Annotated in this window: 11 protein-coding genes; 4 read left to right on the plus strand and 7 right to left on the minus strand. The window is 51.6% G+C overall.

The window, feature by feature from the left end:
* Positions 1-9: 9 nt before the first annotated feature.
* From H5P27_RS01645 to H5P27_RS01660, 4 genes are all read right to left on the minus strand, one after another.
* Entirely contained in the window at positions 10-3,333 is a 3,324-nt protein-coding gene (locus tag H5P27_RS01645; RefSeq protein WP_185658639.1) for a DUF4450 domain-containing protein, read from the minus strand.
* Positions 3,334-3,547: 214 nt separating this feature from the next.
* Positions 3,548-5,371 (minus strand): glycoside hydrolase family 43 protein, encoded by a 1,824-nt coding sequence (locus tag H5P27_RS01650; RefSeq protein WP_185658640.1) that lies wholly within the window; start codon positions 5,369-5,371, stop codon positions 3,548-3,550.
* Between the two features lie 92 nt (positions 5,372-5,463).
* Positions 5,464-8,607 carry a beta-galactosidase, LacZ type gene (gene lacZ, locus H5P27_RS01655; RefSeq protein WP_185658641.1) on the minus strand — a complete coding sequence of 1,048 codons (3,144 nt, stop codon included), beginning with the start codon at positions 8,605-8,607 and terminating at the stop codon, positions 5,464-5,466.
* 275 nt (positions 8,608-8,882) lie between these two features.
* Complete coding sequence (locus H5P27_RS01660; protein ID WP_185658642.1) at positions 8,883-10,265, minus strand: family 43 glycosylhydrolase; 1,383 nt, start codon at positions 10,263-10,265, stop codon at positions 8,883-8,885.
* A gap of 265 nt (positions 10,266-10,530) precedes the next feature.
* On the opposite strand from H5P27_RS01660, the gene H5P27_RS01665 reads away from it, so the two are divergent.
* The 3 genes from H5P27_RS01665 to H5P27_RS01675 all read left to right on the plus strand — a co-directional run bounded on the left by H5P27_RS01665 (position 10,531) and on the right by H5P27_RS01675 (position 11,814).
* The gene (locus tag H5P27_RS01665) at positions 10,531-10,938 is read left to right on the plus strand and encodes an Hsp20/alpha crystallin family protein (protein WP_185658643.1); all 408 of its coding nucleotides are present in this window, start codon (positions 10,531-10,533) and stop codon (positions 10,936-10,938) included.
* Positions 10,939-10,959: 21 nt separating this feature from the next.
* Entirely contained in the window at positions 10,960-11,337 is a 378-nt protein-coding gene (locus H5P27_RS01670) for an Hsp20/alpha crystallin family protein (RefSeq protein ID WP_185658644.1), read from the plus strand.
* 150 nt (positions 11,338-11,487) lie between these two features.
* A complete protein-coding gene (locus H5P27_RS01675; protein WP_185658645.1) occupies positions 11,488-11,814 on the plus strand; it encodes a hypothetical protein in 327 nt (108 codons plus the stop codon).
* A gap of 26 nt (positions 11,815-11,840) precedes the next feature.
* On the opposite strand, the gene H5P27_RS01680 is transcribed toward H5P27_RS01675, so the two are convergent.
* From H5P27_RS01680 to H5P27_RS01690, 3 genes are all read right to left on the minus strand, one after another.
* The gene (locus tag H5P27_RS01680) at positions 11,841-15,650 is read right to left on the minus strand and encodes a DUF3857 domain-containing protein (protein ID WP_185658646.1); all 3,810 of its coding nucleotides are present in this window, start codon (positions 15,648-15,650) and stop codon (positions 11,841-11,843) included.
* Between the two features lie 153 nt (positions 15,651-15,803).
* A complete protein-coding gene (locus H5P27_RS01685; protein ID WP_185658647.1) occupies positions 15,804-17,249 on the minus strand; it encodes a Do family serine endopeptidase in 1,446 nt (481 codons plus the stop codon).
* Between the two features lie 612 nt (positions 17,250-17,861).
* Complete coding sequence (locus H5P27_RS01690) at positions 17,862-18,404, minus strand: outer membrane beta-barrel protein (RefSeq protein WP_185658648.1); 543 nt, start codon at positions 18,402-18,404, stop codon at positions 17,862-17,864.
* A 767-nt stretch (positions 18,405-19,171) separates the two neighbouring features.
* On the opposite strand from H5P27_RS01690, the gene H5P27_RS01695 reads away from it, so the two are divergent.
* Positions 19,172-22,609, plus strand: a complete 3,438-nt coding sequence (locus H5P27_RS01695; protein ID WP_185658649.1) for a TonB-dependent receptor plug domain-containing protein — start codon at positions 19,172-19,174, stop codon at positions 22,607-22,609.
* The last annotated feature ends 111 nt before the right edge of the window (positions 22,610-22,720 follow it).

Below are 22,720 nucleotides of genomic sequence, written 5' to 3' on the forward strand. Positions count from 1 at the left end.
TCAACGCTTTCAACGTTCTAGAGTTGCTGCGAGAAGTCCGATAATCACCTCGTTGGCAGACGCTACGATTTTGAGGGTTGCCAGCTCTTTCGTTGGATCCAATGCAAGGTCCAACACCGTTGCGGCTCCGCCATCAATTTTTCCTCCCTGACCTTTGAATGACTCGATATCGAGTATCCTGAGTTTTCCAGTTTTTAGGTCTAGGCGAGGGGGGATCGGCAGCTGTCGGGAGAATTGATAATCGTCGATGAAATAGTCCTGGTCGATCGGCCACCAGTTTTCCGGATTCTGAAGAGGGAGCGTTTCGCTGCTTCCGTCTTGGTAGCGGACGATCACTTGGCCATTTTCGAATCGGCTTTGCATTTGATTGGTCGAGCCTGCCATGAGAAGAAGGATACGTTTCGCTTTGCCATGAAGCGGTAAGCTAAGCTCTTTCGGGTAGTTATCCCATTGTGACGTGAAGATAACATTGTCGGAATCCGTGGAGGAGGGGGTCTTGAATTCAAAGCCGTTTGCGAATTTTAGGATTCCTCCGTTCTTTTCTGCTTCTAAGCGTAGACCGCTGGCGTCGATATTGGCAGTTTGCTTGTAAGTGCCAGCCCAGCCTCCGATGCCTTGGGAAGGCATGGAAAGGGAGACGTAAGGTGGGCGAGGGGATCGGTAGGAATTTGGCTTAAAAATGTCTTCGAGCTTCGCGTTAAAATAGCCGTTGAGGGAGATCATTTCCAGTTCGCTATCCGAGGGAATCTGTTTGGCGGCTCCCAACCCTGCGAAGGATTTCGTCTCCAAGTCTGGTTTCCATTTTGGCACCTCACCAGAAATTGAGGACTGGTCCAATGCTTCTACGACTAGTGTGACTTCGATGGGGGCTTGAGGTAATAGCTCAATATCCAAACGGACTGTTTCATCTGCCGACATTTGAGGCGAAACTTGATTCCCGTTGACGCGGGCCTCTGTGATTTTGGATACGGTGTTCGGTTGTAGGCTGAGGCTTAGCGGCCCTTCAAATTTCGATGTGATGCGATAGCTCTCAACTGAGCCTTCTCTCGAGAAAGACAGTGAAACATCAGGGTGCTCGAGCTTGGCGTATTGCCATTTAGAGGGAAACCCGGGGGCTATCGTTATTTGTTTGTCCAAGAGGTTCGGGCGAATTCCAAATAGGCCTTCGATCAACGCTCTAGAAAAAGTGCCTGCTCCGTCTGCGAAATCTCTTTGGGATTCGCGGCGGTAAACGTCGAGTAGAGTCATGGATCCTACGTTTCCGGGGCAAATGCCCATGAACATGCTGAGCAGAATGGAACCTTTGGTAATCCGAAATGCCTCCTCGGGACGCCCTGCCTGCCAATAGGCTAGGGCAGTGTGAAGATTCTCTCCGAAGATGACATTGTTTGTCGAATACGTGTAGGGCATCCAGTTGCTTGTTGAGAGAACGTAGTAGTCATCGTCATCTGGAACATCCGGGCCCTGGACAGGGAGGTGTGGCAACTTGCTGTCTACGAATTGCGTCATCATCTTGTGCTGCTCTCGGCTGCCGAGATCTGAATCTACGACCTGGTAGAAAGACCAAAGTGCGGGAGAACGGTGGACCCCTTGCTCTCCAATGACGTCCTTGAATTCCGCATACATACCCTCGTCTTCCATCCAGAGGTAACGCTGCATGCCCAAGGCAATCTGCTCGGCTTCGCCTTCGTAAAGAGCCACATTCTCTCCCAGCATGCTCCCGATTTTCGCAGCCATTAGGTTGTGCCAATAGTTGTAGGCTGAGGCGTGGGCGGTGCCTCCTCCATGATATTGCAGGCTATCGCTGGCCCAGATCGCGGCGTAGCCTTCATACAAAGGAGGGCCATTTTTCTCGAAAGTGCGGCGAAACAATCTTCTTTCCCAAGCGAGATGCCGCTCTATTACGGGCCAAACTTCGCGAGCGAATTCCATATCGCCAGTCCACTGCAAGTGGCGGAAAAGCGTGTCGATATAAACGAGATTCATATCGTAGTGCGAATGCGAGAGAGCTCCGTTCGAGTGCAGTGAGGTTTCGTTACGAGCCAAGTTGCTGTCTTCGTCGGGGCCCGAGATGTGGTCTGGTATGGGGTCGGTGTTTTGCTGCGTAGCCCAGTAGCTCAAGTGGCTGCGAGCTCGGTCGTGCCAACCTAACGCGTCCGCGAAATAAGGCCCCCGCCAGCCCAGGAGTTTTCTCCGCCAGGCGATGGCTCCGTGCATGACGGCGCCTTGATCTTCATCCCAAACCGCATCGGATCCTAGGTTCAAAGCGGCCACTGCGGAATTCAAAAAAGGGTCGGGGGTATCAACCACTACTTGATCTTGGATCTCTTGCCGTTGGGTTTCTGCGCGTCGGAAGATCTCGGGCAGGTCTGAAGTTTGAAGTTCGGATTCCCCTGCTACTTTTTCCGAATTAGAAGTGTAGTGGAAGAGCAGATACTCGGATTGGTTCGGAGTAATGCTGAATTTTCCGACCACGACAGGGAGATCGAGTTCTTGTCCCTTCTTTTTGAGAAGCGAAGTGGGGTCGTCCCAGAGTTGAGAGTCGCTCAATCGGAGGCTGCTATTCGTGGGACCATAGCCCTTGATGGTTGCTTTGGGTGCCTGCATTGAAAAGGAGTTGGCATCCAGTGCGAAAACATTGTTTTTGCAGCGCTCAGGCGTGAGCTGAAACCACTCGCTGATCGGTACCCTCTCGGTGCCGATATCTCCGCCGCGGACTCCTTTTTTTCCGTCTGCTCCGCCGTAGGCCCAAATCAGCTCGACCGGCTTGTCGGATCCGCGAAGCGTAAATTTAAGAGATAGGGCTTCTAAGTCTCGAGTGGGAACCGCTTCGACGTACAAGGTTGTATCTGCTCCTAAAAGCTCTGGCCAATCGACCAGGTAACGCATGCTGCCGGGCTCATAGGTGGAGAGAATATCCGGAGCGTTCTGCAGCCAGCCAATGCCATTTTCAGTGGATATGCCGAGTCGGACGTTACCCCCGCGTCCAGGCAGGTAAAAAGCGAATTCTGGGCGGTCGCCGGCGTCGACCCGGAAAGCGGTGTTTCCGCCGTAAAGCGGGCGATTAAAGGTCTCTTCGCCGTTGTGAATCTGGAATCCACTTCCAACTGGAGTGTACCGCAAGGGGTAAGCGGTTTGGCCAGAAAGGTTGGGCAGGGTCGTTTTTGCTTTCGGCGTGGCGGACTCTGCATCGTTGGCGGGGGCAACACTCATTGCGGCAGCGAAAAGCAGTGTGATTGGTTTGGGGATTTCATGCCTTAATTTGGAAAAGAGGTCGGGCCATTTCCCATGATTAAAAACGTTAGGGTAGGTAGACAACAGAAGGGATTTCATTAGGGGTGGGTTTGGAGCGAAATCTAAAGGCGAAAAGGTTTCGATCAAGCGAGTAGCAGATTGAACACTCACAAGCGCCCCAAAAATGATGGGCACGCATTGTTCCGTGTGAGAACGCTGAGCTTAGTATTTGGTGTCATCCTTCCCTCAAAAACAAAACGGCCCAGATTCGAGTGGAACTCAAACCTAGGCCGTTGTGAAATCTTACGACGGTTTATTCGCTTACATTTATGGGCTCGCCTTTGTCACCATTTTCAAAGGCAGGCTTCATCGGGTCCATGGGCAGTATGTTTCCTTCTTCATCAAACTCCATTTTCACGATGCAGGTCTCGCGTTTGTATCCACCGCCTCCTGGTACTGCATGCCGGTGATAGGCGACATACCAGCGATCCGTTCCGGGAACGTTTACTATGCTGTGGTGGGCAGTACCCTGTGCGGGGCCATTTTGGCGCAAAACTATAAAATCCTCCTCCGCTTCTGGACTGACGACAGGACCGTAAGGAGAGTCCGAAACGCCCCATCCCACTCTGTAGTCTGGGCTTCTTGCGTCATCGATCGACCACATGAAGTAGTACTTTCCGTTTCGCTTGAAAACGACTATTCCTTCGCGGAAATCGCGGAGAGGAAATTCGACGTGTTCTCCTTCAAAGGAAATCATGTCGTCGTTTAACCGATACACAGTTGGGGTTCCGTTTCCGAAGTAGAGATAGGGTTGCCCATCATCGTCAATAAAAGCGTATGGATCGATGCTGAAGGTTTTGATCGTTTCATTGTCGACGAGTGGATGCCCAAGGGCGTCTTTGAAAGGTCCTGTCGGGCTGTCGGCAACTGCGACACCGATGTTGTGTTCGCCGCAAAAGTAGAAGTAGTACTTTCCGTTGTGTTCAATGCAGTCTGGTGCCCATGCCTTGTTGTCTGCCCATGTGATATCTTCTCTGAGGTCAAGGAAGACGTTTTCCTTCTTCCAATCGACCAGGTTTGGCGAAGACCAGACCGCGAACTCCTTGGTGTTCCAGTAAGGACGATCTGAGGTTGGGTAGATATAGTATTTATCACCGAATACGCGAATGGCGGGATCCGCTGTGAACTCGCCCTGTAGGGCTGGTGGAGGTGCAACAGAAGCTGCCTCCTCTAGTAGGGATTGGACGAGGCTCTCGGGAGCTTGGAAAATCGATCCGTGCCGTTGTCCCTCGGGAAATGCAATATCTTCCTCGGGCTTTTCCCAATTTTGCCAGTCTGATGATTTGCGTGCCCCGTACCAGTGCTGCGTGTAGTAGTCGAAGTAAACGTAGACCGCTTTGCCTGTATCCACTACAGTGGGACCCTCGGCTTGCTCTTTGTCCAAGATTACATTTTCGAGAAGGGAGTAGGGATCGGTTAGTCTTTTGGATTTGGCGACATGAATGGATCCGTAGTTTTTGGCCTCCTGGTCGTCTGTTTCCTTAAAGATAGCGTAGTACGCCCCGTCCTGCTCCAGTATTGTTGTGTCTATGTTGTTGAAACCTGGATCGAAGAGGATCTTCGGTTTGCTGAGTTTTTCGAAATCTTTGGTCTGAGTGTAGTAAGCCCTGAATTTTGTCTCCCCTGTCTTATCGTTGGTTACCGAAGTTGACCAAACGATGACGTAGGACTTCTTTTTCTTGTCGTAGTAGATTTCTGGAGCCCAGCATTGGCGCGCTCCTTCGACGCCCTCCATCAAGGGAAGGTATTTTTGCTCTGACCAGTCTGTAAGATTCTTCGAGGAGGCATATCCGATTCCTAGATCCGCCCACCCCGAGGTCCAGACCATGTGATAGGTGCCATCTTCGGTTAGCAAGATGTGAGGGTCGCGCATCAGCTTCGAGCCTACTGCTGGCTCCAAGTAGACTTGGCCCAAGTCAGTCCAGTCCCTTGCGTCATATGAATAGGCGAGGTGGAGACCGTCTCCATTGCCTCGGAAGGATGTCAGAAGATAAGATGATTCTTCGGCAGAGACTCCCGGGGTGTAGGGACTGCAAAGCGCTGCAAGCAGCAGTGATATGGTGGTGGGTTTTTTCATACAGAAAGGGGTTCGGTATGTTGGGAAGTGAGTGCGGGGAGACTATGGAGTGCTTCCCCGCTTACTTGGATGTGCTTTTGGCTCCTTGGAATCTAGCGAACAGGAGAGAGCAAATAAGTGTATTCGTAATCCTGCGGAGCGAGGCGATATTGTTCATGCGGAAGTTCGCCCCAGCTTGTGTCTCCTCCTACACCCATTTGAGCGTGGTCAATGTTCACGTTTACCAAGGGTCGGTATACGATATCGCTCATATGTCTTTGAGCCTTTTCGAGGCCTGGATCAAAATCCGAATCGTATTGGTGTCTCGCGTTGAAACCGATCGGGCTGTCAATTGCGTCAACTCGGATGCCTTGACCGGACTTGTCTACAAATTGAACCCAACGCACATCGGTTCTGTATCCGTTTTCTTGTGGGCGAGCGTAGGCGAAGCCTAGGTCATTTACATCACTCGAGTATTCGGACAAGAAAGCGGCGGTGTTACGGTCTTGGTAATTCTCGAAAGGTCCGCGGCCGTAGTACTTCGCTTGAGCGAAAGATTCTTCGAGGACTAGATTGTTGCCAAATCTTGGTAAGTCGGTCGCGGAACTAGATACGCCAGTAAGTTTGTTCGTAACTAGGATTTCCCCTTGTTTGTTGATCAGGTAGCTAATGGTGAGCTTCCCATCGACGGCTGGAAGTCCGTATTCCGCATCTATTTGAACTGAACCTGAATCTATTGGGGTGGTTTTGAAAGAAACGAGTTTTGCTTCTTCGCCTGCAGTCTTCCAGTCGCGCCAGTTTTTCTGCATTTTGAAACCAAAATCGTTGTCTGTTGGAGCTCTCCAGAAGTTCGGGCGAAGCGCCTCTTTCAGAATCGATTTGTTCCCGTACTTGAGCTGGCTTAAGTATCCAGTTTTCGAGTCAAAACTTGCGGTGAAATCGCGATTCGAGACCGTAATAGTATCCGAACTCTGGATCTCTAAGTCGAGCCCATCTACGTTTTCACTGAAACTAGGATAGACATAAGATCCTTCGATGAACTGGGCAGCAGCCAAGGTGTGGTTTGCCGTGAGTAGTTCTGTCGCCTTACGTGTTGTGGCTGCGAAGTCGATTTGCCATTCGCCTTTCAGGTCGTACTCGCTGAAGTCTAGGTCGAGACCTATAGTTGTCTCTTCGTCGGGAGCTAGATCAGTAGCAGGCAGTACGCCCATCGCTACGGTGCGTCCTTCCTCCGATAGTTTCCAGGTGATCTCGAAATCGGCTAGGTCCGTGAATGCATATCCGTTGTAAACGGTAACCGTTTTTTCCTCCGGGGAGAAGTCACGGAATTTGATGTACTGGTAGACTTTCTTAACCTCGTGCAGAGCAGGGTGTGGTGAGCGATCCGCGTCGATGATGCCATTCAAGCAGAAGTTGAGGTCGTGTTGCAGGTGGGATGCTCCGAAGTCTCCTCCGTAGCCCCAGTAGGGTCGCCCGTTTTCATCCTTGGCATAGATCCCTTGGTCGACCCAATCCCATATGAACCCCCCTTGGGCAGCGGGGTAGCTTTCGATTGCGTCCCAATAGTCTTGAAGGTTACCGACGCTGTTGCCCATGGCATGGGCGTACTCGCACATGATGAATGGGCGTGCGGGATCGTTGGATACATAGTCTACCAAAGTTTTGATGCTTGGATACATTGGGACCTGAAGGTCGCTATTCGAGTAGTGGGTCGCTCCCTCGTATTGTACGGGACGAGTGCTGTCATGCGACTTGAGCCATTCGTAGGTTGCGAAGAAGTTCTGCCCGTTTCCGGCTTCGTTGCCCAGTGACCAGATGATGATGGATGGATGGTTTTTCGAGCGATGAAACATGCGTTTAACGCGATCCAAGTGGGTGCCTGCCCATTCGGGAAGGTAAGCAGGATGGATGGATTCGTCGAAGGAGCCTTGGTTGGTGGTACCCATACCGTGCGTCTCGATGTTTGCCTCATCGACAACGTAGAAACCGTACTCGTCGCAGAGGTCATAGAAGAAGTGATTCTTGGGGTAGTGGCTGCAGCGGATGGCGTTGATGTTGTTTTCTTTCATCAAACGCAGGTCCAATCGAACGAGCTCTTCGCTGACGACGTGACCGGTTACAGGATCGTGATCATGCAAGTTAACACCCTTCAGATAAACGGGCTGACCGTTTACGAGGAGCTGGCTGTTTTTGATTTCGACTTTGCGAAAGCCGATTCGGGTGGAGGTGTACTCCGGTTCGCCACCTTCGGGTGTTACTTTCAAGAGAAGTGTGTAAAGCTCTGGCGTTTCGGCGGTCCATTTGCGGACCTCGGGAATCTCATCCGAGAAGTCTACGGTCGCTTCGCCTTGGGCGGAGAGCTTTACGCGTGACTTGAAGCTGAGCGCTGTTTCGCCGCTTTTATCCAAGAGCTTGCCTTCGATTTGGAGTTTGGCTGTTTTCTCGCTTTCGTTGGTTAGGAGCAGTTCGGATTTGAATTTACCAGTCTGGTAGTTGTCGCCCAAATCCGCCGTGACCCTGAAGTCGGTGAGGGTCGCCGGATTTGTAGCGTAGAGGAAGACGTCGCGTTCTATCCCGCTCAGACGCCAAAAGTCTTGGTCTTCGATATAGCTGGCATCTGACCAGCGGTAGACCTCTACTGCGAGGAGGTTTTCTCCCTCTTGGAGGGCCTCTGTTATATCGAATTCAGCCTCGGTTTTGCTCCCTTCGCTGTATCCGATTCGTTGTCCGTTTACCCAGACATACATTGCGCTGCGTACTGCGCCAAAATTTAAGTAGACCCGCTTGCCATCCCAGTTGTCTGGGATCGTGAATACACGCCGATAGCTGCCGACTGGATTGTATTCATCGTCTACATAAGGTGGGTTTTTAGGGAAGACATAAACAATGTTCGTGTAGATTGGGAGTCCATGTCCTTCGAGTTCCCAATTTGCGGGAACTGGGATAGTCGTCCAGTCGGAGATGTCGTAGTCAATCGCTTCAAAGCCGATTGGACGGTCCGCGGGCTTGGAAACCCAATGAAAATCCCATTCTCCGTTCAGAGATTGAATGTAGGTAGAGTCCAAATACTCATTTTCGAGGGCGGTTGCTTGGTCCTGATACCGTGTGAAGTGAGCATGTGGGGCTTCGCGATTAATCTGGAAAACTTCGGGGTCTTTCCATTCCAGCTCGGCGGCTCCTAAGTGAAGGGTTTGAACGGCCACGCCTAGTGCTGTGATGAGCGTGAGCAGTGGTTTTTTTCGGAGGAAGTGGTTCATGATGTATTCTGCTTATACCGGTTATTGGAGAGCACGAAACCGTAGCTCTAAAGGTTTTGAAGGGGGTGGAGGTACGGGGTAATGAGAGTTTAAGATACTGTAGTGTCAGGCGGTATCAATTTTTAATGACCAATCTCCCCCATATGAGGGAGTGGACTTAGCTCCTTTCGGCTTAGAATCTTGAAGCCGCGTAAATATTAGGCGGCTCGCATCGTGGATTGAAGCAAAGGGTATTCGCTTGAGCAGGTATTCTCCGGTTTTAATCCGAGGGATGGCTAGCGAACCAACCACTCGAACAAACCGGTTTCCTCGCTGGGAGTACCTGACGGGAACTCGATTTTGAGGTATCTAGCGGTCACCGTTTGGTTGATCGGAATCGGAGATCCGCTGATCGGGCTTTTGGTGAAGTCCGCTAGCGTCATCCACGATTCCGCATCGTCCGAATAGAGAAGGAGGAACTGAGTTGGCTTCCAAGCGTACTCTGGACGGACCTCTTGCCGGGCTATTTCCGTCGCTTGACCGAAATCCATCTGGATCCAGTGTATCCCTTCATTGTCACCTGCGATCCAGCGAGTTGCGTAGTTGTTGTCTGTGACATTTTGGGGCTCTGTGTGAGGACCAAGTTGACTGGAGGCTGTCGTGGTCGCCGAGAGCGTTCCCTTTTTGCTGGCGCGATTTACCAAGAGAGCGGGACCCTCGTGGCTCGGGTCAATTTTTCGGATCAACCCATTGTCGTCGAAATCAAGCTGGTCTACGCAGACTTGGCGACGGACGGGCTCGAAAGGGATGTTGTGGCGATGGTAGAGAATGTAGTGCTGTCCTTCAAATTCGAATACCGAATGGTGTCCTGGTGACAGAACGTTCTTCTCGTGGTCACTGACCAGAATAGGACTATTCGACGCTTCCTCGAAAGGGCCCAGAGGTGAGTTGCCGATGGCGTAGTGAACCTGGTAGCTGTCCTCTGTGGTCTTCCCGTCAGAGTACATCAAATAGTAACGCCCTTCTCGTTTTAGCATGAAGGGGGCTTCGAAATAGTGTTCGGGGGTAATGTCGACTGGTACTCCGACGAAGGAGTCCATGTTATCCGTCAATTCGACTGCGAAACAGTGCCCGTTGGTCCAATTCCAGCCAGATCCCCAATAAAGATAGGGAGTTCCATCCCCGTCGACGAATGCTTGGGCATCGATCATGTGGTAGGTCCTGTCGAAGTCTGCGGATATCATGGGACGATCGCCCAGACTGTTTTCCCAAGGGCCGAGTGGATGGCTAGCGACTCCGACCCAGACCTCGCTTCCAACGGACACATGCATGTAGAATCGCCCGTCCATACCCTGGACTACAGACGGCGCCCAGACCATGGCTCCCATGGATGTCGGTCCGGTGCAGGCGGCCTTTGTGGGCCAATTCAGTTCACGATAGGTCCAATCCTGAAAGTCGTCGGATTCCCAGCATCCTAGTGTTTCGCCGCCCCAAGGGTCTAAGGTTGCGTAGATATAGTGTTTCCCTTGGTAAGAGACAATGGAAGGGTCGGCGTAGTAGCCCGGCAAAATGGGATTGGCAGAGTTGGCCTCTTCTCCGCTCCCTTGCGCTCGATTTTCCGGGATGAGGGAGACCGCCAGAAAAATGGCAGCGAGTAGGGACGTTCTTGGCTTGTTCATAGAGAGCTTAGGGGCGTTTTTCCGAACGAAATGGGCTTGGGAATAGTTCGGCAACAGCGGAACAGCTTAGGTGGCGGGGGAGATGTGTCACACTGTCCCGCTTCTTATCGTCCGATTGAGAAAAAATGTGCCAAACGGATTTTGCTAGGATTTCTTAAGTTTTTGGTAAAGAGTGTTTAAGGAACTCAAAGCCTTCTGGCACCCAGTATGCACTATAGGGGGTACTAACTTAAATCTATCGAAGGAGGATTAAATCATGAAACTTATGAAACGCACATCATGGCCGAGTGATCCGTTTTTCGAAATGGATCGACTTTTTAACCGAGCATTTGGGGCTGCAGACTTCTGGCCCGGCAGTTTTGTGAATGCTGGACATCGTGACTTCCCGCTGGATGTACACGGAGACGACAACCACTACTATGTGACCGCTGAATTGCCGGGAGTCGCCAAGAACGAGCTCGATCTGAAGGTCGAGAACTCGGTTCTCAGCATCACAGTCAATAAGACGAACAAGGGCGAAGATGCGTCGAGCGAAAGTGTGATGACCCGGAGCATCACGGTTGGGGACGACATCGACGTGGAAGGAGTCACCGCCAAGCTCGAGAACGGCATCTTGTACGTTAGCTTGCCCAAGGCGGAAGAGCGGCGTCCACGCAAAATTCAGATTGGCTAACCTCTAAGGAAAGGAATCGCGATGAATAAAGAACTAGCGAAAACTGAGCAAAACGACCGGCAAGAAGAAGCCCCGGTGTATCGCAAACCTAAATACGTAGTTCATTCCGAAGAAAATGCATACCGCTTGGAGGTTCATCTTCCAGGAGTATCTAAAGATGGCGCTCGTATCACGCTCGACGGGAATATTCTGACGATCGAGGCTGACCCTAGCGCAGCTCATTCGCAGGATTGGCAAACGTTCCGCCGCGAACGTCCCGAAGGAAGCTTCCGGCTCAACTTAGAGCTGAATGTGGACATCGATGGGGACGGAATCAAAGCGGAAGTCCAAGACGGCGTTTTGAGTATGTTGCTTCCGCTTGCAGCCAAGGCGGCGAAGCGAGCCATAGAAATTCAGTAGACATCAAAAACATAAACTTCGCCTCCCGGTCTAGTCGCCGGGGGGCGTTGCTATTTTAAGGATGGTTTTTGAGGGAATGAGAAGTCGTTTCCCAGGGGCGAAATTAAACGAGAAACCTGACAATCGGAGGTAAATGGAATAGGGTGCAGTATGGATTCGGAGCGTGAAGACAGTTTGATCCCTCGTTGGCGAGCTCCGGGAGCTACCGACGAGATCTACGACGTTACTCGGGCGGCAAAGCTGGCGGGCGTGACCACTAGGATCTTTTTGAAATACCACCGGATGGGCTTGTATCAGCCCCTTGGTGACACTCAGAAGCAAGGCTACCAGTTCGACTGGGACGCGGTCTATCTAGCCCGCCAAGCAGAGAGAGTGCGATCTGAGATGTCGGTAGAGATGGAAGTCGCTATCGTGATTGTGAAGCTCAAAACCCAAGTGGCGATGCTCCAGGAAGAAATAAGATTCTGGCGTCGTTAGTTTCGGGCTGATCGCTACAGCGACGGCTAGAGCGGTTTTTTGGAGAGAACTAAATCTGGGGCCAAAAGTCGTTTGGCGTTTTCCGCGTGTTCGATATAGTCCTCGTAGCGATCGCTGGCGTAAGTGTCGCCATTAAGCGTTATTTGGTAGTCGAAACTTGTATGAGCGCCTGTTTGGTGGGCGGTGCGAACTACCGCTCCGAAGGAGGAACTCGCTTCTACAGTCTGAAGCAGCTCGTCGCGACTGAAATGAAAGCTCTCCGGCACAGAGACGTCGAGTTGGAGGGAGATCTCGACTGGAGAGTTTATGCGGAATGGGATGCGTCGAGGTTCCGTGCTGCGTTCGTTGTAGAAGACGAGATTGTCCCAAGTAGAAGGGGCTCGGCCGCGCAGGGTGCCGCCCTCGCTAGCGAAACTCTTGTCGGCGGTGTAGCTGTAGTCGAGTTCGATTGGCAGCTGGGGTGTATCCAAGTTTTGGACCTCAAGATTCGAAAGATAAAGGGATGGCTCGGCTAGGCGGAGATAGCTTTGCAGAATGGTAATCCGTTCGTTGTCGGGAGCTCCTCTTAGGAATTGGCGAATGAAGGCGGCCGAATGACCGTGGGCCGTCACCTTCTCGTGTACTTCGATTTCCTTGGTGTCCGTAAATTTAACAGCCCGATTTATCTCCATCTGATTGTCTTCGGGGCGGAGGCCTCCAATCACTTTTAAACTCGATCCCTTGGGAGTGACGATTAGCGCTATCTGATCGTCTAAATAACGTGGCCGATAGGATTTCCCGTTGGGGTAGTCCGTGGGATCGATGAACGGGTTTTCTTCGATCGACGGTACGTAAAGGATCATGTGATTGAACTGGTAGAGGCTGGGTACTTCCGCGATTGCTTGGCGGTTGGTGTCGACCAAGGCGGGCCAAGCTTCGATACCCATTTCTCTGAGTAGGTGAAGGGCCAATACGGTGTGGTCTTTGCAATCACCGTATCGGTTCGTCAGGATTTTTCCGATTTGGTTTGGCTGAGTCGATCGAGGGCCGAAGAGGAGGGCTTTGTAGGTATACTGGTCGGAGATGTATTTGAAGAGCGCGTCTACTTTTTGACGCTCGTTTCCATCCCCTATGTCCAAGTCCTTAACGATGTCTCCGCAGCGGGAATCTGTTTCGGTAAGTTGGGATTCGATTTCCGAATAATAGGTGTCTCCTAAAGTTTGCCAGGACTTTTCCGCGGGACCAATCCACACGGTTGGCAAGAACAGTTTTGAGTCCGGCTGATGTTCAACTCGATCGTAGCTATTGGGTTCTGGGATGTACCAGAGCAAACTGTTGTCTGATTTCTCGAATACAAAATCGTCGAGATTACTTTGGTAGCTAAGGCTATCGATATCTCCGTTTACTTGAGCAAATGCTACTCGTCTCGGAAAGATTCCGGATATGACGGGATTGGCGAATTGGAATTCTTCGACTGGCTGGTTCGTCTCATAGGTAAGGACGAGCTTTACGAGGCATCCTTTGCGGACTCCGGGAAAGGGAATGTGTAAATTGCGTTTTTCGCTGACGATTGATTCCGCTTCGTTGTTGGTCAGGTAGAATTGGGACGGATCCGCTTCGGCGAGGACCTCTCCGTCTTCGGAAAGCACTTTAGCCTCGTTGACATAGATTCGTTCGAAGTTCGGATTGAAGGACTGTTCCAATTCGCTGAGTTCCAGAACGGCGTCCTCGTCCAGAACCTTAAAGAGCTGGTAGAGTGTTTTGCGTTGGCGTTGGTTTTTGTGGAATTCGTAGGCGAGGCCATGCATGACGGCGTAGGCCCCCTTGCGAGAAAGGCGTTCCTGATCGACTGCCAACTCTAGCTGGTCAATCGTCTCTGCATAGGGCACCGCTGGAATCGGGTTCGAGAAAAGGCTTGGATCCGTCCCACCCATAAGGGTGTGGATTTGGCTTAGCAGTCCCATGGCTTGGGCGTGGGCGGGATAAGCGGCTAGGCAGGCGTCCAAAGAATCCTTTGCCGAGGCGTAGCGTTGCATCGCTAGGTGGCAGACAGCCTCGTAGTATCTCATTTGCGTTAGTCCAAGCTCTTCGATGGCGTAGTGACAGTATTCGAGAGCCGCTGCATTCTCTTGCACTTTTAGGAGCACGTCCACGTGAAGCTCGGCAAATTGGTAATTGTCTGGGATGTTGGATACGAGCTCCTCACTCAGCTCAAGCGCTTGGTCTAGGTTTCCATTGTCGCGGAGAGCTACGATCTTCCAGTAGCGGATGGCGAGGGTTTGTCCTGCCATTTCCTCTGCTTTTGAAACATCCTCGTAGAGGGTTTTGTTTTCTCCACGCGAAAAGAGGAGGCTGTAGTACTCGTTGAGTGTTTCGTCAGCGGAGACTCCGTATTCAAAAATTAGTTTCCTATAGGACTCTATAGCTTCCTGAGTGCGACCAATCTGAAAGTAGCAGGAGCCTTGGATGGAGAGGAGGCGAAGGTTGTCCGAGTTTTTAGCCAACTCGGTTTCACAGATTTGTAAGGCTTCGTCTATCTTGCCTTGAGCGAGCAGGGTATGGGCTAAGTTCACGGCGACGCCCAGGAGGTCGGGCTTCAGATTGTAGCTCTCTTGGAAGTAACGGGTCGCCTTGTTAGGATTGCCCTGTTGGAAATTGAAAACGCCAACCCCGTTATAAAATCCAGATTGGAATTCGGCGATGGCGGGGGACGTAGGAGGTGGCTCTACAGGATCTTTGAATACGAGTGTTTCCAGGTAGGCATCAGCCCTTTCCTTTACTGTATCCAACGAGTGAGCGTAGGAGAGGGTATTGAGGAGCAGGGCGCTCTTTTGCCCCTTTATGATGCGTATGACTACTTGGGCTACCTGACCTTCTTCGTTTGTCCAGGGACCGGCGAATTCTTTGCAGGTGTAGTCGCCGACTTTGAAACTTCTTTGCTTCTTCTCCCGGTCGGAGCTGAAGTTACCCCCGATGGCGACCTCGAATCCGCGCACTACCTCGTTCATGCTTAGCTTGTTGGGGCCGAGCAAAATCGGGTTGAAGGTAACAAGCATGGCGTCGGTAGGGCTGAAGCAAAACCAATGAGCGTCATTTTCGGTGGATACTTCTTCTCCGATCGCGAGTCGTTGGTCCTTCAGGTCCAGCGAAATGCCGAGGCTCGGATTAGCCAAGGTTTCAACCGCTTTCAGGCCTTCGACGTAGGTGAAACGATTCTCGTCGGCAAATTCTATCTTCGAAGCGATTCGTTCGGATTCCGCTTTGATTTCCTCGTGGTTACTTTCTCCTTTGAAAGACCAGAAGTAGAGGGTGTAGAGGTAGCCGTTTCGGTAGGTCTGGTACCTTTGGTCCAAGGCGGTCTTGTTGGAATAGCGACTACGGAAGGTGTATGTATTCCATTCTAAATCGCCAAATTTCTTACGTCCCGTCTCTAGCTTTTTGACCTTCAGGTCTTTTAGGTAGGCGCGAAAATTACCATCGATGCTGTCTAAGGTGACTTCGGGCATGTAGCCGACCCGTGTGGCTAGGACTTCGACTCGGATTTGGCTCTTTTCGTTTTTGACCAATAGAAGTTGCTGCTCGTCGAATGCATTCTCGTCGTACTCCGTATCTTGAAAGACTCGATAGTCGGGGCCAAAATTTTGGATACGGAGATTGTGCTGGGTCCAAAGGGCTTTCCCTTGATCCGAACAAATGATGGCCTCTCTCTCTTGTTGGCGTTGATCGCTTGAGAGTTCGACGATTGGGATCTCCATCATCTCCCCGTTCGGATTGCTTGTCGCTGTCGCCGCGGCGAGTTTGGGAATGAGTGAGGAAGCGATTAGGAGGCTGGTAGCGAGGAGGGAGGTAAAACGCATCAGGGGGAGGGGTTGCAGTGCTTGCTTAATGGTCTCCCGTAGTTTTCCGAGTGCCGCGCAAAGGGCAAGGCTCTCCGTGTAAAATGTGGTACAACGAAAAAACGGCTGCGGTTACCCGCAGCCGTTGAAAGCGTTTTACGTCCTCCAGACGGTCTATTCGACTCTCAGGGCGAGGTATCCCGTGCGGCCTCTGCTGTAGACGAAAAGTTTGTTTACGCCGCTTTTTATGGCCTCACGCGCATCGGAAACGGTTTCCACTTTTCGGTCGTTGATTTCGATGATCACCGTTCCTTCGATTAGGCTACGTGCATAGGGTGACTCAGCTGAAACGCTTGAAATGACGAGCCCTTCCACGTTGCTGGGGATTCGATAGCTTTGGCTGGCTTCCTCATCAACGGTCGAGACTTCAACTCCGTCTAGAAGTTCGTTTGCTCCCATGGCTAGTCGACCGCTGGCGCTACCGACCTCTAGCTCTAGAGTCATCGGTTCTCCGTCACGGAGGAGCTGCAATTCGATCGTTGTTTCGGGAGCCGTGTGTCCGATCCGGATACGGAATTGGTTGGCCGACTCGACGGTTTTCCCGTCCACGGCGGTAACGATATCTCCTCGTTCCAATCCTCCGGCATCCGCCGCCGAGTCTTCTTCCACATCGTTTATGAGTACGCCTTTGGTATTCTCCATTCCGAAAGCCTCGGCGATGTCAGGAGTAACGTCCGCGATGCTCACTCCCAAGAAGCCGCGGCGGACCTCTCCTGAGTCAGCCAATTGCTGCGAAATGCTGATGGCTAGATTTGATGGAATGGCGAAGCCGATCCCGATGTTACCGCCGCTGCGAGAGATGATCGCGGAATTGATCCCCACCAGTCTTCCTTGGGAATCGATGAGGGCTCCACCAGAATTCCCCGGGTTAATCGAGGCGTCTGTTTGGATGAAGCTCTCGTAGCCTCGGTCGCCGTAAATCCCGATGGAGCGGTTGGTGGCGGAGACGATTCCCTGCGTTACGGTGAGTCCCACTTCCATTGGGTTACCGATAGCAAAGACGACGTCGCCCACTGCGATGTTGTCGCTGTCGGCAATAGTAATTGCGGGCAGGTCTTTGGCCTCTACTTTGATGATGGCTACGTCTGTGAGCGGGTCGTTGCCGATGATTTCGGCTTCAAGCTCAGTGCCGTCGCTAAGCTGCACGAGAATTTCGTCCGCCGTATCGCCGCGTTGGTCGCTTACTACGTGGTTGTTGGTAATGATGTAGCCGTCTTCGCTAACAATAACTCCGGAACCGATACCTTGCGGCTGAAGCTGCTCCTGCGGTTCGGATTGCTGTTCGTAGCGGGGAGTGGGAACTCCGAAAAATCTACGCAGAAACTCGTCTTGCGGAGTCGATCCACCGCGGGCGACCTTTACGATGCGGGCGGTATGGACGGAGACCACTGAGGGAGTAGCCTTTTGCAGCATGTTTGCATAGCTGTGGGGAGCGAAGTGCTCGCTTCTGTCGATGGCTTGGCTGTCGACGTTTAGCTCGAGGGACTTTGCGCATCCGACTGCGAGCATCGAGGACGCTGCCCAAGCCATGGCTATGGTGATTGGATAGAAACGTTTCATGATTATCTCCAGTGTTGGGTTTTTGGTACGACGAAGGAGTACCGGTGTGTGATTTAGTTAAATTGCAAAGCAGTGGTTCTGCCAAAGTGTTGAAATGTGTGTAAGTGGTTGGTGGTAAGTTGGAAACCAGTTTTGGTGGACCGGTTTAATAGGTAGCCGCGGGAAGCTCTGTCTCACTTCGGATTTTATGGTGTCACAATTCCTGACCCGCCTGCATACCGAGTTATTCCACGCTTTTGACGCCCTTGGACTCAGTTTATTTCTATCTTTCTGAAAAATCTTGGCGGGTTCTTTTCTATTAGGGCGCATTTGACGGTGAGAGTGGGCGTTTGCGTCTGTCCGACCTGTTCGGGCAGTCCCATGTTCCTACCTTGGCGTGGTTTCGACTACGTGAGTTTCGATTCCAAATTTTATTTCAGATCTGTTTCTGTTTTGATCTGTATGCTAGCTTCCGTCTGGGGGGATGGGAGCTAGCTTTTTTTGGGCCTACGGGTCCCTGTTTTTTTGGCAATGGGCTGTCATGCCTTTTGGGGGTTACGCAAAAAGCCGTTTCGCCACACCGCTAGTTCGGGATGAGGTGAAACGGCTGAGATGAAACTTTTGGTCCGACTCCTAGAAGTGGAAACGGATGCCGACTCCACCAAGATCGACTTCCAGGTCGGATGCGAACCTGACGTATTCCGCGTAGATATCTATGTTTTGCCCGACGTTAAGATTGGCTCCCACGCCGTAGTAGGGATCAGTCGAAGAATCGTCGAAGGCCTCGATGGTGTCGGAGTTAAACTCCAAATCGCTCGTGACGTGGGCGAGTCCAAATTTGCCGTATAGGTCGAAGAGTTTGACCACTTTGAAGGAACCCACGACGTTGACTGCGAGGGCCTCTGAATCAGCGGTGATCACTTCGTTGTCCAGTTGGCTCGAGTAGCTGCCGAGGTCGTAATATCCGGCTTCCACCGCAAAGTGGTCCATAAAACTGACCCCGAAAAATAAAGCAGGGACAGTGTCGTTGTCGTCCAAATCTAAGTCGGAAACAGCATCGAATGATTCCTCGACGCTAGCGGAGTAAACGCCTCCCGCCACGTAAAAGGGGCTCGCGGAAAGTGTCCCGACGAGTCCTGCTGCGACTAGTGCAAATAGAGCTTTTGATAATTTCATAGTTGGTTTTATCGCTCTGTTGCTAGACCAGCACCGCAAACATAGGTGCCAAAAAAACGTTTTTGATGGGGGACATCTTTTTCCCATCAGGCGAAGTTTTCTTTGCAACGTTTGCCGTAGGCGGTTACCGGATACGTAAGGTCCCGGTCTTATCTAGAGTTGTTTGGATACGCGAAAAAGTCCTTTCGGTCGAAGCGTAAATATTTATCCGGAAAATTGTAGTTCGATTCTCTTTACAGGTATTGTTGCTTACGATTCGGGCAACTGGAGATTATTTTTGGTTTATCGTTAAAGTGCTAATAATTAGCAGCTTGAAGTACTTGAAATCGCATGTCGTTCATAAGGTATAACCACGGATTTGTTGCATTTATTCGAAATAAAATTACTCTAATTCTCATATCATTGCCTGCCTTTTTGCCCTAAAATCGCATCTTCTTCCCCAAGGTACTCAACTCCAAACACCCCCTTCATCCCTTAGATCTTTGCTGCCTACCTTCGCTTTTGCTGCTGATTTCTACTACCCTTCGGCTTGCTCGTCGTTGTTGCGAGCTAAGTTGATACGCTAACCCACACCACAAACTACCAGACTTCTCTGAGGCGCTTGTCCTTTCGAGTTCGTCCGTTCCTACCCCCATCCTGTCAATTGGTCTTTAATTAGATCAGTTTTTGTCGGGTTTCTTGAAGGGTAGTAGGGCGGAGGCTTCGGGAAACTCCTCACTTGTTGGTCCGTCTGTTTGTGACCACACCTAGTTTTCTATCATACCCATATGAAGCATACTACAAAACTACACCAAAACACACTCCCGAGAGTGGCCACTGGCGCTTTAGCGCTGGGTGCTTGGCTCTTGGTTTCCCCCTTGGGTTATGCCCAAGATGACACAGAGGAAGAACAGGTATTCGAGCTTTCGCCCTTTACGGTAGAAGGCGCGGAAGAGGAAGGATACCGCGCAACCAGTACCTTGGCGGGAACTCGCTTGCGCACTAACTTGAAAGACGTCGGTTCGGCTATCTCCGTGGTGACCGGAAAGTTCCTCCAAGACACTGGTTCTAACAATTCGGAAGACCTATTGGTCTATACCACTGGAACCGAAGTCGCAGGACAAGGCGGTAACTTCGCAGGCTTGGGCGACGGAGCAATGCTCAACGATGGTGAGCACACTTCTCCTGTCTCCAATACTCGGGTACGTGGACTCGCCTCTGCCGATAACCTTCGCGACTACTTCCTGACGGACATTCCTTGGGATTCCTACAACACCGATCGCATCGACCTGCAACGTGGCGCGAATTCCATCCTTTTTGGTATCGGCTCTCCTGCGGGTATCATCAATAACACTACGAACACTGCCAACTTCGACGATTCCAACAAGGTCGGCATCGATATTGGTTCTTTTGATTCCTATCGCGTATCTTTGGACATGAATCGCGAAGTGATCGAGGATGTGCTTGCTGTTCGTTTCTCGGCTTTGTTGGACGACAAGAAATATCGCCAAGATCCCGCTTTCCGTAAGGACGAACGTATCTTTTTGGCGATGCGCTGGGAGCCCGAACTTTTCGACTCCGATTCTGCTAACACAAGTATCACTGCCAATTTCGAAACGGGCGATATCGAGGGCATCAATCCTCGACTAACTCCGCCTCAGGACGCCATCACTCCTTGGTTCGAGGAAATGGATCAGGCGACCTATGCATGGCAGGACAGTAATCAGGTTACCACGCTGGGAACCGATCGCTACAGCCCGTGGGTAGGGGCTGCAGGGGGAAGAATCTATGATGGTAATGTGGTCGTTTTCGACTCAGCCAGCGATAGCACGCAGAGCTTCGCATTTCCCGCGGCTCCACAGAATTATCCTGCCGTTTCGGATTCTAGCCTTAACGACACTTCCAACGGATCCTACAAGGGCATTCTCAACTACAACCAGGTTGGCAAGAATCTTGGCCTTCCTGGATCCGTTATCAGCCCTTACAAAAACAAGTCGCTAACGGATGCTTCGATTTTCGATTTCTACAACAACTTGATCGAAGGCGAAAACCGTCAGAACAACAGCGAGTTCGAAGCCTACAACGTCAAGGTTGGTCAGACCTTCTTAGACAACAAAGTTGGCTTGGAATTGGTTTACGACTATCAGGATACCAGCTGGGATTATAAGAACTTCCTCGCCTACGATGCGGCGACTATCACGGTCGACATCATGGAGACCTTGATAGACGGATCTCCCAACCCCAACGTCGGCCGCCCGATGGTGGTAGGCGGTGGTGGCTCTGCCGGCAGCGGCAGTACTGCTCGCCAGCGCGAAAACTGGCGCTTCACGGCTTTTGGCGAACTTGATTTCAATGACGTACTAGAGCCAGATTCCGGGCTAGCAAAAATTCTCGGAAGCCATACTTTTACTTACAGCCGAACCGATCAGACTATCAATGAGGTTACCAAGAGCTGGAATAACTGGTATGTAGGTAGCGGATACGCTCCGACTGCCGGGAGCTCGGTTGGTCAGGCTTCTCGCGATGCCACCACCATCACGTACCTTGGCTCAGACTTGCGCGGATTGAGCTCGGCTTCGGGACTCTACCTCAGTCGGCTCACCGCGATCCAAGAAGCTGAGAGCACATCGGTTATCCAGTGGGATACAACCACCCAAAGCTACGTCACCTACGACCTGCCGATCGTCAATCCGAACTCCTCTGACTATACGGACGCAACTCGTCCGCTCACCCAGCTCCTTGAGTACGAAGAAGACATTACTTCCGATGTATTTGTATGGCAGGGTTACCTGTTTGGCGGCGACATCGTTCCGATGTTCGGTTGGCGCAAGGACGTGGATGTGAACGCGAATTCAGGTGCCGCAGTAAAGTTAGACGGTATCGTTACCGGCTTGGACGGAGCATACACGGACGAAGTAGAGGGCCAAACCAGAACCTACAGCTTGGTTGCCCACTTGCCGCAGTCCCTGGCAGAAAAGCTCCCTTGGGGCATACAGTTGTCCGCTTTCTACAATGAGAGCTCAAACTTCCGCCCAGACGCAGGTCGCCGCGATATTCTCGGTCAGCCTATCCCATCTCCAACAGGGGAAACCAAGGACTACGGAATCAGCGTTTCTGCCTTCGACGGTAAGTTCAACCTCAAGATCAATAAATACGAAACCTCGGTTACCAATGATACTCTCGCTGGTGAATTGGGCGGAGCGTACTACATCGGTGCCGGTGAGGCATGGGGTCAAGCAGCAGCCTACAACTTGCTCAACAACACGGGGAATTGGCCAGCCGGAGAAAACTACGGCACCACTTCTGCCGCCTCCGCTTACGGAGCTGGCAACATCCTCCGTTGGCAGCCTTCTGACGAGTTCCTAGTTGATCCTAGCGATTCATCTCTTGGATACACTCAGGAAGCAATCGACGCCGGTTACGCGATCCAGGCAGCAGCTGTGGAAGATTGGTATGCAAACCAATTGCCAGCTGAGTTCCTCGCGGCATGGGGTATGAACGACTACGCCACAGGTGGCGGTAGCTGGAGTATGAACTCCGTAGCCGTGACAGGTGATACTCTCTCCAAGGGTACCGAGTACGAACTTAACATGAACCCAATTGACGGGCTCAACATCTCCATCAACGCTTCCAAAACCTCGGCCAAGCGCCTCTCTTTGGCAGCAGCCTACACGGACTGGATCGAGTCTCGCTACGAAGCCTTGCAAGGGCCGATGGGTGACATGCGCATCTGGGGTGGCGGCAACTGGGTCTTGACTCCAAACGCTGGTGGAACAGTGCGTACCGACTACGAAAACCAAGTGCTTCCTCCTTACCAGCTAGCGCTTGCTCTTAATGGATCCGAGGTGCCTGAACTTCGTCCATGGAGCTTCAACATGGTAACGAACTACGCCTTCCAGGACGGCAAGTTCGAAGGAACGAACGTAGGATTCGGTTACCGTTGGCAGGACAAGAGCGTAACTGGTTTTGCCCTCAATGACACCGAAGATGGATACGATGTAGACAACAAGTACTATGGTCCTTCGGAAGATGCAGTCGACTTGTGGATTGGTTACCAAACCTCCATACGGAATGATTCTGTGGATTGGAAGATCCAGTTAAACCTCAGAAATGCGTTTGCCACCAAGGATCTGATACCGATCACGGTACAGCCCGACGGATCTCCCGCGGCATACCGTATTCCTGAGCCCACTACGTTTACGCTTAGTAATACTTTCGAGTTCTAAACTCGCTTAGTTTGTTGATCATGTTTGAGGCGCTTCTCCTTGCGAGAAGCGCCTTCTTTTTGTTCGAGGGTAGGCAGGACGTTTTCCTCTAGACTTGCCTCAAGCGGCCGG

Origin of the sequence: Pelagicoccus albus, from assembly GCF_014230145.1 — a bacterium.
In the GTDB taxonomy this organism is placed as follows: Bacteria; Verrucomicrobiota; Verrucomicrobiia; order Opitutales; family Opitutaceae; genus Pelagicoccus; species Pelagicoccus albus.

What these genes read in the sequence shown, in the direction of transcription:
- H5P27_RS01645 (WP_185658639.1), bottom strand. Translation starts at nt 3,333, where the DNA reads ATGAAATCCCTTCTGTTGTCTACCTACCCTAACGTTTTTAATCATGGG.
- H5P27_RS01650 (WP_185658640.1), bottom strand. Translation starts at nt 5,371, where the DNA reads ATGAAAAAACCCACCACCATATCACTGCTGCTTGCAGCGCTTTGCAGT.
- lacZ (WP_185658641.1), bottom strand. Translation starts at nt 8,607, where the DNA reads ATGAACCACTTCCTCCGAAAAAAACCACTGCTCACGCTCATCACAGCA.
- H5P27_RS01660 (WP_185658642.1), bottom strand. Translation starts at nt 10,265, where the DNA reads ATGAACAAGCCAAGAACGTCCCTACTCGCTGCCATTTTTCTGGCGGTC.
- H5P27_RS01665 (WP_185658643.1), top strand. Translation starts at nt 10,531, where the DNA reads ATGAAACGCACATCATGGCCGAGTGATCCGTTTTTCGAAATGGATCGA.
- H5P27_RS01670 (WP_185658644.1), top strand. Translation starts at nt 10,960, where the DNA reads ATGAATAAAGAACTAGCGAAAACTGAGCAAAACGACCGGCAAGAAGAA.
- H5P27_RS01675 (WP_185658645.1), top strand. Translation starts at nt 11,488, where the DNA reads ATGGATTCGGAGCGTGAAGACAGTTTGATCCCTCGTTGGCGAGCTCCG.
- H5P27_RS01680 (WP_185658646.1), bottom strand. Translation starts at nt 15,650, where the DNA reads ATGCGTTTTACCTCCCTCCTCGCTACCAGCCTCCTAATCGCTTCCTCA.
- H5P27_RS01685 (WP_185658647.1), bottom strand. Translation starts at nt 17,249, where the DNA reads ATGAAACGTTTCTATCCAATCACCATAGCCATGGCTTGGGCAGCGTCC.
- H5P27_RS01690 (WP_185658648.1), bottom strand. Translation starts at nt 18,404, where the DNA reads ATGAAATTATCAAAAGCTCTATTTGCACTAGTCGCAGCAGGACTCGTC.
- H5P27_RS01695 (WP_185658649.1), top strand. Translation starts at nt 19,172, where the DNA reads ATGAAGCATACTACAAAACTACACCAAAACACACTCCCGAGAGTGGCC.